Here is a 14,156-nt window from a genome sequence, read left to right on the forward strand (position 1 = left end):
CTTGTCGCGCGTCGCGCGGGAGACGCATCCGGAAGCGGCGCGGTTGCGCCGCGAGGCGACGGATGCCGAGCGGCGGTTCTGGCGGGCGGTGCGTAACCGGCAACTGGCCGGGTTGAAGTTTCGGCGGCAGGTTAGTTTGGGGCCATACGTCGCGGACTTTGCGTGCGTTGAAGGGGGGCTGATCGTCGAACTGGACGGTAGCCAACATGCGGACGCGGTCGAGTATGACGAGCGGCGCACGAGATATCTGGAAGCGCAGGGTTATCGGGTAATCCGCTTTTCCAACATCGATGCGCTCACCAATCTGGAGGGCGTGCTGGAAATGGTCCTCGCCGCCGCCGGTCAACGCTAGCGCATTTCCCCTCGCCCGCTTGCGGGAGAGGGAGGGGCCCGCCGCGAAGCGGTGGGAGGGTGAGGGTGTACCGGCCTCTCAGTTTTCCCGCCAGCGGCGATAGGCTCGCTGGCGCTCGCACACCCTCACCTAGCCTCTCCCGCNCAAGGGCGGAATTTTTCGCCTGGGGAGCCTGACATGACCGACGAGACCCGCATCGCCGTGCCCGCCACCGCCAAGGCCGGCACGCATTGCGATCTCGCCGGTTACGAGGCGCTGTATGCGCAGTCGATGGAGAACCCGGACGGGTTCTGGCGGGACCAGATCGGGCGGCTCGACTGGGTGAAGACGCCGACGGTCATGGGCAACTGGTCCTATGATCCGGTCGACATCAAATGGTTCGAGGACGGCGTGCTCAACGCCAGCACCCAGTGCCTCGACCGCCACCTCGCGACGCGCGGCGACCAGACCGCGATCATCTGGGAAGCCGACAGCCCCGACGCGCCGAGCCGCACGCTGACCTATCGCGAGCTGCACGGCGAAGTGTGCCGGATGGCGAACGTGCTGAAGGGCATGGGCGTTACCAAGGGCGACCGCGTCACCATCTACATGCCGATGATCCCCGAGGCGGCGACGGCGATGCTCGCCTGCGCGCGGGTCGGCGCGGTGCATTCGGTGGTGTTCGGCGGCTTCTCGCCCGACGCGATCTCGGGCCGCATCCAGGATGCCGACTGCCGCTTCGTCATCACCGCCGATGCCGGCGCGCGCGGCGGGCGGCCGGTGCCGCTGAAGGTCAATGTCGACAAGGCGCTGGAGAGCTGCCCCGGCGTGACCGGCGTGCTGGTCGTGCGCCACGACGGCAAGCCGGTGGCGATGGCCGACGGCCGCGACGTCTGGTGGCATGAGGCGCGCGAAACCGTGCCCGCCCACTGTGCGCCCGAGCCGATGGGGGCGGAGGACCCGCTGTTCATCCTCTACACGTCGGGGTCGACGGGGAAGCCGAAGGGCGTGCTGCACACCACCGGCGGCTACATGCTGTGGGCAAACCTGACCTTCCATTATGTGTTCGACTATCGCGAGGGCGAGATCCACTGGTGCACCGCCGACGTCGGCTGGGTGACCGGGCACAGCTACATCGTCTACGGGCCGCTGTCGCAGGGCGCGACGACGCTGATGTTCGAGGGCATTCCGAACTATCCGGACGTGTCGCGCTTCTGGCAGGTGATCGAGAAGCACAAGGTCAACATCTTCTACACCGCGCCGACCGCGCTGCGCGCGCTGATGCGCGAGGGCGAGGCGCCGGTGAAGAAGCATGACCGGTCGTCGCTGCGGCTGCTCGGATCGGTCGGCGAGCCGATCAATCCCGAGGCGTGGCTCTGGTACTGGCGCACCGTCGGCGACGAGAAGCTGCCCATCATCGACACCTGGTGGCAGACCGAGACCGGCGGCGTGCTGATCTCCTCGCTGCCCGGCGCGATCGACATGAAGCCGGGGTCGGCGACCAAGCCCTTCTTCGGCGTGTGCCCCGAACTGGTCGATGCGGAAGGGCAGTTCATCGAGGGGCCGGCGAGCGGCAACCTCGTGCTGACGCGGTCGTGGCCGGGGCAGATGCGCACCGTCTATGGCGACCATGAGCGCTTCGTTCAGACCTATTTCTCGACCTACAAGGGGATGTACTTCACCGGCGACGGCGCGCGCCGCGACGAGGACGGCTATTGGTGGATCACCGGCCGCGTCGACGATGTCATCAACGTCTCCGGCCACCGCCTCGGCACCGCCGAGATCGAGTCGGCGCTGGTCGCGCACCCCGACGTGGCGGAGGCCGCGGTCGTCGCGGTGCCGCACGACATCAAGGGCCAGGGCATCTACGCCTATGTGACGCCGAACATGGGCGTGGAGGCGACCGAGGACATGGTGAAGGAGCTGAAGTTCTGCGTGCGTGAGCATATCAGCCCGATCGCCACGCCCGACTTCATCCACCTGACCCCGGCCCTGCCGAAGACGCGCAGCGGCAAGATCATGCGGCGCATCCTTCGCAAGATCGCGGAGAACGACACCTCGAACCTCGGCGATATCTCGACGCTCGCCGACCCGAGCGTGGTGCAGGCGCTGATCGAGGGCCGGAAGAACCGTTAGCGCCGCGCGGCGTAGAGGCCGCCGGTTTCCGGATCGCGCGTGGCGATGCCGTCGGCTTCGAGCTTGCGGACGCTCGCAGCGATGAGGCTCGCCTCGTCCCGGCCATATATGATCCGCGCGAGGTTGCTTTCGGTGCGGCCCGGGAAATCGATGATCGCGCGGCGCAGCCGCTCCAGCTTCAGATCGGCGGTCAGCTCGCCGCGCTCGGCGGCGACCAGCAAAGCTTCCGGCGGCTCCGCCGGCCCCGTGAACCAGTTCATGATACCCATTGCTTACGCCTCGCTACGCGGAACATGGCGCCGCGATAGGGGCGCCGGCCGGTGGTTCAGAAGATCAACATGATCAGGACAGCAGCCGAAGAAGGGCTGCGGCGGCGCCGGATGTCGGCGGTCGCCTGCTGCATGCGCCATCGACAGCTCCGCCGCAACGATAGACACGCGGGCCGCACGCTGCCGGACTCCCCGATCGCCGGAACTGCGCGTAAAGAGAGGGTGTTGGCCTGTCCGTCGACGATGTGATTTGTGTCGCGTGCGATATCTTGTGTTGCCGCAAGGTCACACCATATCGGTCGCAACCACCTAGATCAGGGGCGACATGAACATCGAGAAATTCACCGATCGGGCGAAGGGCTTCCTGCAGTCGGCGCAGACCGTCGCGATCCGCAACAACCACCAGCGCGTCGCGCCCGAGCATCTGCTGAAGGCGCTGCTCGAGGATGAGCAGGGCATGGCGTCGGGGCTGATCCGCGCCGCCGGCGGGCGGCCGGAGACGGCGACGCAGCTGACCGACCAGGCGCTGGCCAAGATCGCGCAGGTGTCGGGATCGGGCGCGCAGAATGTGTCGTGGGACAATGATACGGTGCGGGTGCTCGACAGCGCCGAGCAGATCGCGACCAAGGCGGGCGACAGCTTCGTCACCGTCGAACGCCTGCTGCTCGCGCTGGCGCTGGCCGGCACCACGCTCGCCGGCGACGCGCTGAAGAAGGCGGGCGTCACCGCGCAGGGCCTCAATTCGGCGATCGAGCAGCTGCGGCAGGGCCGCACCGCCGACACCGCCGGCGCCGAGGACCGCTATGACGCGCTGAAGAAGTTCGCGCGCGACCTGACGCAGGCGGCGCGCGACGGCAAGCTCGATCCGGTCATCGGCCGCGACGAGGAGATCCGCCGCACTATCCAGGTGCTGGCGCGCCGTACCAAGAACAACCCCGTGCTGATCGGCGAGCCCGGCGTCGGCAAGACCGCGATCGCCGAAGGGCTGGCGCTGCGCATCGCCAACGGCGACGTGCCCGACGGTCTGAAGGACCGCACGGTGATGGCGCTCGACATGGGCAGCCTGATCGCCGGCGCGAAGTATCGGGGTGAGTTCGAGGAGCGGCTGAAGGGCGTGCTCGACGAGGTGAAGGCCGCAGCCGGCGAGATCATCCTGTTCATCGACGAGATGCACACCTTGGTCGGCGCCGGGAAGAGCGAGGGCGCGATGGATGCGTCCAACCTGCTCAAGCCGGCGCTGGCGCGGGGCGAGCTGCACTGCGTCGGCGCGACGACGCTCGACGAATATCGCAAGCACGTCGAGAAGGACCCGGCGCTGCAGCGGCGCTTCCAGCCGGTGTTCGTCGGCGAGCCAACCGTCGAGGACACCATCTCGATCCTGCGCGGCCTGAAGGAGAAGTACGAGCTTCACCACGGCGTGCGCATCACCGATGGCGCGCTGGTGGCGGCGGCGACGCTGTCCAACCGCTACATCACCGACCGCTTCCTGCCCGACAAGGCCATCGACCTGATGGACGAGGCGGCGTCGCGGCTGCGTATGGAAGTGGAGTCGAAGCCCGAGGAGATCGAGAATCTCGACCGGCGCATCGTCCAGCTGAAGATCGAGCGCGAGGCGTTGAAGAAGGAAAGCGACCGCGCCTCGCAGGACCGGCTGGCGGCGCTCGAGGCCGATCTCGCCAACCTCGAGCAGCAGTCGGCCGAGCTGACCGGCCGCTGGCAGGCCGAGAAGGACAAGCTGCAGGGCGCGACCAAGCTGAAGGAGCAGCTCGACGCGGCGCGGCTCGAGGTCGAGCAGGCGCAGCGGCGCGGCGACTATGCCAAGGCGGGCGAGCTGACCTACGGCACCATCCCCGAGCTGGAGCGCCAGCTGGCGGAATCGGAGGGCGCCGCCGCGACGGCGATGGTGCGCGAGGAGGTGACCAGCGAGGATATCGCCGGCGTCGTGTCGCGCTGGACCGGCGTGCCGGTCGACCGGATGCTGGAGGGCGAGCGCGATAAGCTGCTGCGCATGGAGGAGGCGATCGGCCGCCGCGTGATCGGGCAGGCGTCCGCTGTGAAAGCCGTGTCGCAGGCAGTGCGCCGGGCGCGCGCCGGCCTGCAGGATCCGAACCGGCCGCTCGGCAGCTTCCTGTTTTTGGGGCCGACCGGTGTCGGCAAGACCGAGCTGGTGAAGGCGCTCGCCGAATTCCTGTTCGACGACAGCCAGGCGATGGTCCGCATCGACATGTCGGAGTTCATGGAGAAGCATTCCGTGGCCCGCCTGATCGGCGCCCCTCCCGGCTATGTCGGCTATGAAGAAGGCGGCGTGCTGACCGAGGCGGTGCGGCGGCGGCCCTATCAGGTCGTGCTGTTCGACGAGGTCGAGAAGGCGCACGGCGACGTGTTCAACATCCTGCTGCAGGTGCTCGACGACGGGCGGCTGACCGATGGGCAGGGCCGCACGGTCGACTTCACCAACACGCTGATCATCCTGACCTCCAACCTCGGCAGCCAGTTCATCGCGGGGCTTCGCGACGACCAGAAGGTCGAGGATGTCGAGGACCAGGTGATGGAGGTGGTGCGCGGGCATTTCCGGCCCGAGTTCCTCAACCGGCTGGACGAGATCATCCTGTTCCACCGGCTGGCGCTCGAGCATATGGGCGCAATCGTCGACATCCAGGTCGGCCGCGTCGCCAAGCTGCTCAAGGACCGCAAGATCAGCCTCGACCTCACCGAGGCGGCGACGCGCTGGCTGGCGCGGGTCGGCTATGATCCGGTCTATGGCGCCCGCCCGCTGAAGCGCAGCGTGCAGAAGCATCTGCAGGACCCGCTCGCCGAGCTGATCCTGAAGGGCGAGGTGCCCGACGGGTCGACGGTGAAGGTCGATGAGGGCGACGGGCATCTAACCTTGTCGGTGGCGGGAAGCTAGCCGCCCGCCCCTTTCTGCCCGTCATCCCGGCGAAGGCCGGGATCCATACCGACCGCTAGCATGGATCCCGGCCTTCGCCGGGATGACGGGCGTTGGGTGGTTCACGGAAGTAGGCGATGGGTCATCAGGGAACATTGACACCCGGCGACGGGGCATGGACTGTGCCGGCCATGCCCCCCTCCCCTGCGCCCGCCCTCTCGGAGCACGAGAGCCTGACGCTCGCGATGATCGCTCGCTGGCAGCCGACGACCGTCTATCAGATCCGCAAGATGCTCAACGAAAGCCCGACGACGAGCTTTTCGACGTCGCCGGGCAAGATGTATCCGATCATCGAACGGCTGCGCACGCGCGGGCTGATCGAGGCGGAGCGCGTCGAAGGCGACGGGCGCAAGACCGAGCGGCTCCGCGTGACCAAGGACGGCAAGGCGGCGGTGAAGGCCTGGGTGAAGGCGATCCGGCCGGTCTACCTGTTGCCCGAGGACCCGCTGCGCACGCACGCCGGTTTCGCCGACATGCTGAGCAAGGCCGAGCGCGCGAGATGGCGCGCCGAGCTTCTGGTGGCCTTGAAGGCAAAGCTCGTCGAGATCGAACGCTTTGCCGAGGAATGGCCGATCCCCGCGATGAAGCATGCCCATGCGCATGCGCAGGCGGTGACCCGCACCCGCATCGCGTGGGTCGAGGCGATGATTGCCGCCGACGACTGACGATTCGGCGCGGCCAATTGTCGTTCATCGAACCGACGCTTGACGCTCCTGCCCGGTTTCGCCCTATTCGACCCATCTCGCGCGCCCGCGCGCGGAAAGCGGCCCCTCTGGCCGTCTGCAATTTTCGGGGAGAGCCGATTTGAACAAACTGATACTGGCCGGCGCGAGCGCGCTGGCGTTCGTCGTCGCGCTGCCGGCGCTGGCGCAGACCGCAGCCACCTCAGGCGCCGCCGCACCGGCGGTCGCCGCCGACAATATCCTGCTGAAGGAATGGACCGGCCCCTATGGCGGCGTGCCGCCGTGGGACAAGGTCAGCCCTGAGCTGTTCAAGCCCGCCTATCTCGCCGCCATCGACCTGCAGCGCGCCGAGGTGAAGGCGATCGCCGAGAACCCGGCGGCGCCGACCTTCGCCAACGTCATCGAGGCGATGCAGCGCGGCGGCCGGGCGCTGCAGCGCATCGACGTGCTGTTCGGCGTGATGACCAGCAACATGAATTCGCCGGCCTATCAAGCGGTCGACAAGGAAATGTCGCCGATCCTCGCGGCCGCCGATGACGAGATCACCTTCAACGAGAAGCTGTTCGCGCGCATCGCCGCCGTCTACGAGGCGCGCGAGCGGTCGGGGCTCACGCCTGAACAGCAGCGGCTGACCAAGCGCACCTACGACAGCTTCGTGCGCCAGGGCGCCAAGCTCGATGCCGCGCAGAAGACCGAGCTGGCGAAGGTCAACCAGGAGCTGGCCAGCGCCTTTTCCGACTTCGGCCAGAAGGTGCTGTCCGACGAGGACAAGTGGACCGTCATCGACAATCAGGCCGACCTGAAGGGCCTGCCGGCGTCGCTGGTCGCGTCCTACAAGGCGGCGGCCGACGAGCGGAAGCTTTCCGGCAAATGGGCGGTGGTCAACACCCGCTCCTCGGTCGATCCCTTCCTGACCTTCGCCGACAACCGCGCGCTGCGTGAGACGGTGTGGAAGTCGTTCAAGAGCCGCGGCGACAACGCCAACGCCACCGACACCAATGCGGTCATCGCCAAGATCGTGAAGCTGCGCGCCGACCGCGCCAAGCTGCTCGGCTTCGAGACGCATGCGCACTGGCGCATGGACGACACGATGGCGAAAGACCCGGCGAAGGCCACCGAGCTGATGATGCGGGTGTGGCAGCCGGCGGTTGCGCGCGTCCGCGAGGAAGTCGCCGACATGCAGGCGGTGGCCGACGCCGAGAATAAGAGGGGGGAAGGCACCAATCTCAAGATCGAGCCGTGGGACTATCTCTATTATGCGGAGAAGGTCCGGAAGGCGAAGTACGCGCTCGATACCAACGAGATGAAGCCGTACTTCGAGCTGAACAACATGATCGCCGCCTCCTATTATATGGCGGAGCAGCTCTATGGCCTGACCTTCCACGAGATCACCGGGCAGGTGCCGGGCTTCCACCCCGACGTTCGCGTCTATGAGGTGAAAGACAAGGCGAGCGGCCGCCATGTCGGCGTGTTCTACCGCGACGATTTCGCCCGCCAGTACAAGCGCTCGGGCGCCTGGGCCGCCGGCTATCGCGGCCAGCGCAAGTTCGACGGGCCGATCACCGCGATCACGTCGAACAACAACAATTTCGTGAAGGGCGCGCCGGGCGAGCCGGTGCTGATCAGCCTCGACGATACCGAGACGCTGTTCCACGAGTTCGGCCATGCGCTGCACGGCCTGTTGAACACCGGCACCTACCCCGGCCTCGCCTTCACGCCGCGCGACTTCGTCGAGTTCCCGAGCCAGGTGCACGAGAACTGGGTGCTGACGCGGCAGGTGCTCGACCGCTACGCCAAGCATTACAAGACCGGCGAGCCGATGCCGCAGGCGCTGGTCGACAAGGTGCGCAACGCATCGAAGTTCAATCAGGGCTATGCGACGGTCGAATATCTGTCCTCGGCGATCGTCGACATGAAGCTGCACATGCTGAAAGGCGGCGTGGTCGACGCCGACAAGTTCGAGCGCGAGACGCTGGTGGAGATCGGCGCGCCGGCGGAGATCGCGATGCGGCACCGCCTGCCGCAGTTCAACCACCTGTTCACCTCCGACGCCTATTCGGCAGGCTATTACTCCTACCTCTGGTCGGACGTGATGGCGTCGGACGCCTGGGCGGCGTTCGAGGAGACCGGCAACCCGTGGGATCCGGCGACCGCCAAGCGCTTCAAGGACATCATCCTGGCGCAGGGCAACGTCATCGACCGCGCCGAGGCCTATCGCGCCTTCCGCGGCCGTGATCCGGACGTCGATGCGCTACTCGAGAACCGCGGCTTCCCAACCGGCAATCCCGCGAAGAAGTGAGCGCCTGAACGATAAAGGGCCGCGCTTCGGATTCGAAGCGCGGCCCTTTTCTTTGGATTGCCCGGCGCTAGTTGCCCGTCGAGCGAGCGCTGAGCTCGTCCTGCGTGCGCTTGACGCCGACCTGCTCGCGCTCGGCAATCAGATCCCATTCGGCCTTGGTGAAGCACATCTTCTTCTTGCGGACGAGCGACCCGACCTCGGTCTGCTTGCGGCAGATGATGCGCTGGTCGCCGACACCTTCATCGCCGGTCGTTCCGACGACTTTGGCCTCGCCTTGCGCGAGGACGGCGGTGGTCGATGACAGGCCGGCAACGGCGACGATCAGCGTGGCGGCGATCAGGCGCATTTCCTCGCACTCCCTCAATATTTCCCGGCCCATGTTTAGCATAAACTGGACATCGGCGTCGAGCGAGTGCGCGCGTAGTCGGTGGTTGCGGGGCGGCGACATCCCCGGCATGACGGCGACATGGCTTCCTCGCCGGACACGCTGATCGCCGCCGTCGCCCGCGAGGCGCAATGGCTGCCGCATCGCTATGATCCGGGCGAGGACGCGATCCATTTCCGGCGGACGCCGCGCGCCGAGCATCGCGCCGCGACGTTCCTGACCGACGACTATCTGCCGGCGGGCGATGCGCCGATGGTGTTGCGCCGCACCGATGTGATGGCCACTGCGACCCGGCCCGCGCCGCTGCACTTCATCTTCCATTCGGCTTTCTGCTGTTCGACGCTGCTGGCGCGCGCCTTCGACATCGAGGGCAAGGCGATGGGGTTGAAGGAGCCCTATATCCTCAACGACCTCGTCGGCTGGGCCCATCGCGGCGCGCAGCCGGCGCCGGCCGCACAGGTGCTGGACGATGCGCTGACCCTTCTCGCGCGGCCGTTCGGCAACGGCGAGACGCTGGTGATGAAGCCGTCGAACGTTGCCAACGCCTTCGCGCCGGCGATGCTGACGATGCGCCCACAAGCCAACGCGCTGCTGCTCTATGCGCCGTTGCGCGACTATCTCAATTCGATCGCGCGCAAGGGCATGGACGGGCGGCTGTGGGTGCGCGACCTGCTGGTGAAGCTGCTGAAGGACCGGCTGATCGACCTCGGGTTCGACGGCGAGGCCTATCTGCGACACACCGATCTGCAGGCGGCCGCGGTCGGCTGGCTGGCGCAGCATGCGCTGTTCGGTCGACTGGTCGCGCGCTTCGGGCCCGACCGCGTACGGACGCTGAGCAGCGAGCAGGTAACCGCACGCCCGCGCGAGACGATGGCGGCGCTGTCGGCGCTCTTTGGCGTTGCGCTCGACGAAGCGGCGCTTGACGCCGTGGTGGCAGGACCGGCGTTTACCCGGCATTCGAAGAGCGAAGCCGCCTTCGGCGGTGATGATCGCGCCGCCGAGCAGCGCGAAGCCGACACCCGGTTCGGCGATGAGATCGAGAAGGTTGCGGCATGGGCGGAGGCGGTTGCCGCCAATGCCGGCGTCGCGATCGATCCGGGCGCGCCGTTGCTCGGCTGATCCGCAGCGTCTCGATGTGACCGGCGGCCCTGCGTGGCCGCTTTTTTTTGGCCTGACCCCGGCGCCTTGCACACAAAGAGAAAGGGCGGGCCTTTCGGCCCGCCCTTCCCTTGTCCGGTTGACCGGCGTCGCGCTTAGAAGCGGACGCGAGCCGAAACAGCGAACTTGCGACCGAGAGCGTCGTAGGTCGACGGGTAGGTGTTGCCGCTGTTGAAGGCGGTGCTACCGACCGACGCACCGACGAGCGGGGCGTCCTTGTCGAACAGGTTCTCGACCGAGAAGGTCAGGCTGATGTTCTCGGTGACGCCGAAACGGGTCGAGAGATCGAAGTAGTGGTAGGCATCGATCTCCTGGAAGTTGAACCCGTTGGTGCCGCAAGCGCCAGCCGTGTTGCCCGGGCCGCAAGGAGCAGCGCCGCTCTCGACGATCTCCAGCGGCTCGAACTCGACGGCGTCGAGGTAGCGCCACAGCAGCGACACATCGACATCGCCGAGGCTGAGCGTCGTGCGCTGCGAGAACTGGAACTTCGGCTGAATGGAGCCGCAGTTCGGCGAGTAGAAGCCGACGCACTCACGATCGACGGCAGTCGGGGTCGCCTTGAACTTCGAGTCCTTGTTGTAGGTACCCACGAAGCCCAGCGCGAGGTTCGCGAAGCCGAGATCGGTCGAGTAGTTCGCCGTCAAGTCGATACCGCGGTTGGTAAGCGTACCGAGGTTCGAGATGTTCAGCGGAATACCCGGGGTCGTTTCCGGGCTGCCCGAGAGCGAACCGGTGGCCGGATCGCGACGGATCGCCAAGCAGGCCGGGGTCGTCGAGGCACCCGCCGGCGGCGAGGTCACGGTCGAGCCGAAGCACGCCGCGATGACGTCACCCGGGGTCGGAGCCGACACGGCACCGTTCACCTTGATATCGAACCAGTCGATAGCGAGGCTGAGGCCCGGGACGAACTCCGGCTGGAAGACCATACCCACAGTGTAGGTGTCGGCCTTTTCCGGCTTCAGGTTCAGGTTGCCGCCACCCGTGGCGTTAACCTGCGCGGCCGTCGGCGGAGCGATACCACCAACCGCGAACGCCGGGGCGCCCTGAGCGATACAGATCGCGCGGAGCTCGGCGTTGGCGTTCGGGGCAGTGCCCTGGCACGGATCGGTGTTGAGCGTGGTCAGGCCCGTGTTAACCGGCGAGAAGAGCTCGCCGATGTTCGGGGCGCGAACCGCGCGCGAGTACTGACCGCGGAACTTCACGCCCGCACCCGGCTCCCACTGGGCGCCCACCTTGTAGGTGGTCGCGTCGTAGGACGGGTTGCCAGCCGCCTGCACTTCGTACTTCGAGTAGCGAACGCCGGCTTCGAGGCTGAGGCTCTCGAAGAAGGGCTTGTCCTCGATCAGCGGAGCGATGAGCTCGCCGAAGACTTCCTTGACGTTGTACGCACCGTCGATGACCGGCGCAGCACCGCCCGAGCCACCGAGCTCACCAGCCTGCTGGGCCAGCGAGTCAGCGCGCTGCGACGCGGTGTAGTTGCGGTACTCGGCGCCGACGGCGAAGCCGACGGTCTCTTCCGCCCACGGCGAGGAGAAGCCGAGCTCACCGGCGACCGTACCACGAACCTGCGACAGCGAGGTGCGGTTGGTCGTGGTCGACTCCGAGGTCAGGAAGTTGATCGCCGCCGGAGTCAGCGCGCCTTCGGCACCGAAGAAGTCAGCCGGCGTACACCCGTTGGCGGTGTTGAGGCAGGCCGTGGTGCTGGTGGCGAGCAGCGACTGACGAGCGCGCGACGTCAGGACGTAGCCCTGCAGCGTCTGCGTGTTCTCGCTTTCGCCGTAGGCGCCCATGAAGTCGTAGCTGAGCGACTCGCTGAAATCGCCCCGGACGCCGACCTGATAGTCGAAGATCGTCGTCTGGAAGTTCGAGATACGCGGGCCGGCCTCAGTCGCACGACGGCTGAGGTTGGTCACGAACGTGCGGTAGTTCGGATCGGTCGGCGAGGTCGCCAGAGCCGCCGCGGCGCACTCGGCCGGGGTGATCGTCTGGATGCCAGCCGTGTTCGTGTTGCCGACGGTACCGGCGCTAGCGCCCGAGCCGTTCGCACCGCCATGCTGGAAGTCGTTGTTCGCGCAGAACTGAGCGCGCAGCGCCGCCGGCAGGAACGGGTTCGACACCGGGATGGTCACCGACGAGGCGAACACGCCCGAGGCGGCGATGATGGTGTTGACGGTGTTCTTCGAGAACAGGCCGCGCGTGTAGATCTCAACACCGTCGGCGACTTCATAATTCGCCTGACCGAAGATGTTGAAACGCTCGAACGGCGTCTGGAAGATGTTCGCCGGGTTGAAGTTGAACGGCGCGTAGATCTGGTTCGCGTTCGCAGGGGCGGGGTTCACGCCACCGCCGAACTGCGGGCCAACCTGACGGGTGTTGCCGAAGACGCCGGCCGGGGCCGGGGTCGCCGCGGCGATGCCGGCACGGTTGAACGAGAACGACGACGGAACCGCCGTGCCCGAACCGCCGCCGATGGCGCCCGAGTACGAGTCGACGTTCAGGACCGAGATGTCGCGCGCGCCCTGATAGACCGGATCGGTCTCCTGGTAGCCGACCGAGAACACCGCGTTACCGCGACCATCGTCGAAGTTCGCACCGACGGTGAGGTCGGCGCGGAAGCGGTTGCCGTCACCCTCTTCGGTGATCTGCTCCGAGACGTTGATCTCGGCGCCCGCGAAATCCTTGCGGGTGATGAAGTTGACAACGCCCGACACGGCGTCGGCGCCGTAGGTCGTCGCGGCGCCGCCGGTCAGAACCTCGGTGCGCTGGATCAGCGCCAGCGGGATGTTGTTGAGGTCGACGCGACCGATGAAGTTCGACGGCGCAATGCGGTTGCCGTCGAGCAGCACGATGTTGCGGTTCGAACCCATGTTGCGCAGGTTGACGAACGAGGCGCCGCCGTTGCCGTTGTTAACCGCCGAACCGATCGACGGGGTCGCACCCGGCAGCTCGCGCAGCAGCTCTTCGGCGACGTTCGCCTGTTGAAGCTCGATCTCTTCCTGACCGATCACCGAAACCGGGCTCGACGCCTCGAGGTTCGGGTTGCGGATCAGCGAGCCGGTGACGACAATTTCCTCTTCGGCAGCCGTGTCGGCATCAGCCGTCGCGGTCTGCGCGTAAGAAGGAAGCGAATAGGCAACCGCGCCGACGAGAATCGTCGAGCGGAGCAGGTTCTTCTTGAGGAGGCTGTTCGACATTATCGGTCCTCTGTCCCCTTGTTGGTCCGTTCCGTTTGCACACCGCGCGCCCCCTCCCAGGGACAGAATGCGGCTGCATACCGGCTGTCTATGAGAGCGGGCGGGGGGTGTCCGCAACCGAGTTTGCGGATTTGCACAACAGTCTGGGGGAGATTGTTGCAGAATCGACACATCCCGGTAACCAGACCGATGTGACACATAGGACGGCGATTCTTCTGGGGGTTAGGATAGAGACATGAAGCAGTTCATCGGTCCAGCCGCGGCGCTCGCGGTGCTTATGACGACCGGCGTCGTTGCCGCCGAAACCAGCATTCCCCCGGTGGTCGGCGACGTGATGAAATGCCGGGCCGAGACCGACGACGCCAAGCGCCTCGCCTGCTACGACAAGGCGACCGGCGTGCTCGCCAGCGCCACCGACAAGGGCGACATCGCCGTGGTCAGCCGCGAGGACGTGCGCAAGACCCGGCGCTCGCTGTTCGGCTTCACCCTGCCGAAGCTTCCCTTCTTCTCCGACGACGACAGCGCCAAGGAAGAACAGCCCGATGAGGTCGAGACCACCGTGAAGTCGGCGCGGCAGAACCGCGACGGCAACTACACGGTGACCGTCGCCGACGACGCGGTGTGGCGGACCACCGAGCCGCTGCGCAAGATGCCGAAGGCCGGCGACAAGGTGAAAATCAAGAAGGCCGCCATGGGCAGCTATTTCTTCAGCGTCGGTGGCCTGCGCGGCGTGCGCGCGATGCGCGTCGGCTGA

General features: G+C 66.7%; 10 protein-coding genes. 7 read left to right on the forward strand and 3 right to left on the reverse strand.

Features of this window, described 5'->3' with window-relative positions; all coding sequences use genetic code 11:
* The first annotated feature begins 1 nt into the window (after position 1).
* Together ACFOMD_RS06630 and acs are read left to right on the forward strand one after the other, a co-directional pair.
* The gene (locus ACFOMD_RS06630; protein ID WP_380858708.1) at positions 2-352 is read left to right on the forward strand and encodes an endonuclease domain-containing protein; all 351 of its coding nucleotides are present in this window, start codon (positions 2-4) and stop codon (positions 350-352) included.
* A gap of 177 nt (positions 353-529) precedes the next feature.
* Complete coding sequence (gene acs / locus ACFOMD_RS06635; protein WP_380858711.1) at positions 530-2,467, forward strand: acetate--CoA ligase; 1,938 nt, start codon at positions 530-532, stop codon at positions 2,465-2,467.
* Here the strand turns inward: acs and ACFOMD_RS06640 are convergent.
* Positions 2,464-2,727 (reverse strand): hypothetical protein, encoded by a 264-nt coding sequence (locus ACFOMD_RS06640; protein ID WP_380858713.1) that lies wholly within the window; start codon positions 2,725-2,727, stop codon positions 2,464-2,466. The genes acs and ACFOMD_RS06640 overlap by 4 nt on opposite strands.
* A gap of 334 nt (positions 2,728-3,061) precedes the next feature.
* Between ACFOMD_RS06640 and clpB the strand changes: the two genes are divergently transcribed.
* The 3 genes from clpB (at position 3,062) to ACFOMD_RS06655 (ending at position 8,665) form a co-directional block, all read left to right on the forward strand.
* On the forward strand, positions 3,062-5,644 hold the full coding sequence (gene clpB / locus ACFOMD_RS06645) for an ATP-dependent chaperone ClpB (protein WP_380858716.1): 2,583 nt from the start codon (positions 3,062-3,064) through the stop codon (positions 5,642-5,644).
* A 224-nt stretch (positions 5,645-5,868) separates the two neighbouring features.
* Positions 5,869-6,348, forward strand: a complete 480-nt coding sequence (locus tag ACFOMD_RS06650) for a PadR family transcriptional regulator (RefSeq protein ID WP_380858720.1) — start codon at positions 5,869-5,871, stop codon at positions 6,346-6,348.
* A gap of 139 nt (positions 6,349-6,487) precedes the next feature.
* Entirely contained in the window at positions 6,488-8,665 is a 2,178-nt protein-coding gene (locus ACFOMD_RS06655; protein WP_380858727.1) for a M3 family metallopeptidase, read from the forward strand.
* A gap of 67 nt (positions 8,666-8,732) precedes the next feature.
* Here ACFOMD_RS06655 and ACFOMD_RS06660 read toward each other — a convergent pair whose 3' ends face one another.
* Complete coding sequence (locus tag ACFOMD_RS06660; RefSeq protein ID WP_380858730.1) at positions 8,733-9,011, reverse strand: hypothetical protein; 279 nt, start codon at positions 9,009-9,011, stop codon at positions 8,733-8,735.
* 120 nt (positions 9,012-9,131) lie between these two features.
* On the opposite strand from ACFOMD_RS06660, the gene ACFOMD_RS06665 reads away from it, so the two are divergent.
* Positions 9,132-10,169, forward strand: coding sequence for a hypothetical protein (locus tag ACFOMD_RS06665; RefSeq protein ID WP_380858733.1), 1,038 nt, complete (start codon positions 9,132-9,134; stop codon positions 10,167-10,169).
* Between the two features lie 134 nt (positions 10,170-10,303).
* Here ACFOMD_RS06665 and ACFOMD_RS06670 read toward each other — a convergent pair whose 3' ends face one another.
* The gene (locus ACFOMD_RS06670; RefSeq protein ID WP_380858736.1) at positions 10,304-13,402 is read right to left on the reverse strand and encodes a TonB-dependent receptor domain-containing protein; all 3,099 of its coding nucleotides are present in this window, start codon (positions 13,400-13,402) and stop codon (positions 10,304-10,306) included.
* Between the two features lie 235 nt (positions 13,403-13,637).
* Here ACFOMD_RS06670 and ACFOMD_RS06675 point away from each other — a divergent pair, with 235 nt between their 5' ends.
* Positions 13,638-14,156: a hypothetical protein gene (locus tag ACFOMD_RS06675; protein WP_380858740.1), complete on the forward strand. Its 519-nt coding sequence runs from the start codon at positions 13,638-13,640 to the stop codon at positions 14,154-14,156.

The organism is Sphingoaurantiacus capsulatus (assembly GCF_042648405.1).
GTDB classification, from domain to species: Bacteria; Pseudomonadota; Alphaproteobacteria; order Sphingomonadales; family Sphingomonadaceae; genus Sphingoaurantiacus; species Sphingoaurantiacus capsulatus.

What these genes read in the sequence shown, in the direction of transcription:
- acs (WP_380858711.1), top strand. Translation starts at nt 530, where the DNA reads ATGACCGACGAGACCCGCATCGCCGTGCCCGCCACCGCCAAGGCCGGC.
- ACFOMD_RS06640 (WP_380858713.1), bottom strand. Translation starts at nt 2,727, where the DNA reads ATGAACTGGTTCACGGGGCCGGCGGAGCCGCCGGAAGCTTTGCTGGTC.
- clpB (WP_380858716.1), top strand. Translation starts at nt 3,062, where the DNA reads ATGAACATCGAGAAATTCACCGATCGGGCGAAGGGCTTCCTGCAGTCG.
- ACFOMD_RS06650 (WP_380858720.1), top strand. Translation starts at nt 5,869, where the DNA reads ATGATCGCTCGCTGGCAGCCGACGACCGTCTATCAGATCCGCAAGATG.
- ACFOMD_RS06660 (WP_380858730.1), bottom strand. Translation starts at nt 9,011, where the DNA reads ATGCGCCTGATCGCCGCCACGCTGATCGTCGCCGTTGCCGGCCTGTCA.
- ACFOMD_RS06665 (WP_380858733.1), top strand. Translation starts at nt 9,132, where the DNA reads ATGGCTTCCTCGCCGGACACGCTGATCGCCGCCGTCGCCCGCGAGGCG.
- ACFOMD_RS06670 (WP_380858736.1), bottom strand. Translation starts at nt 13,402, where the DNA reads ATGTCGAACAGCCTCCTCAAGAAGAACCTGCTCCGCTCGACGATTCTC.
- ACFOMD_RS06675 (WP_380858740.1), top strand. Translation starts at nt 13,638, where the DNA reads ATGAAGCAGTTCATCGGTCCAGCCGCGGCGCTCGCGGTGCTTATGACG.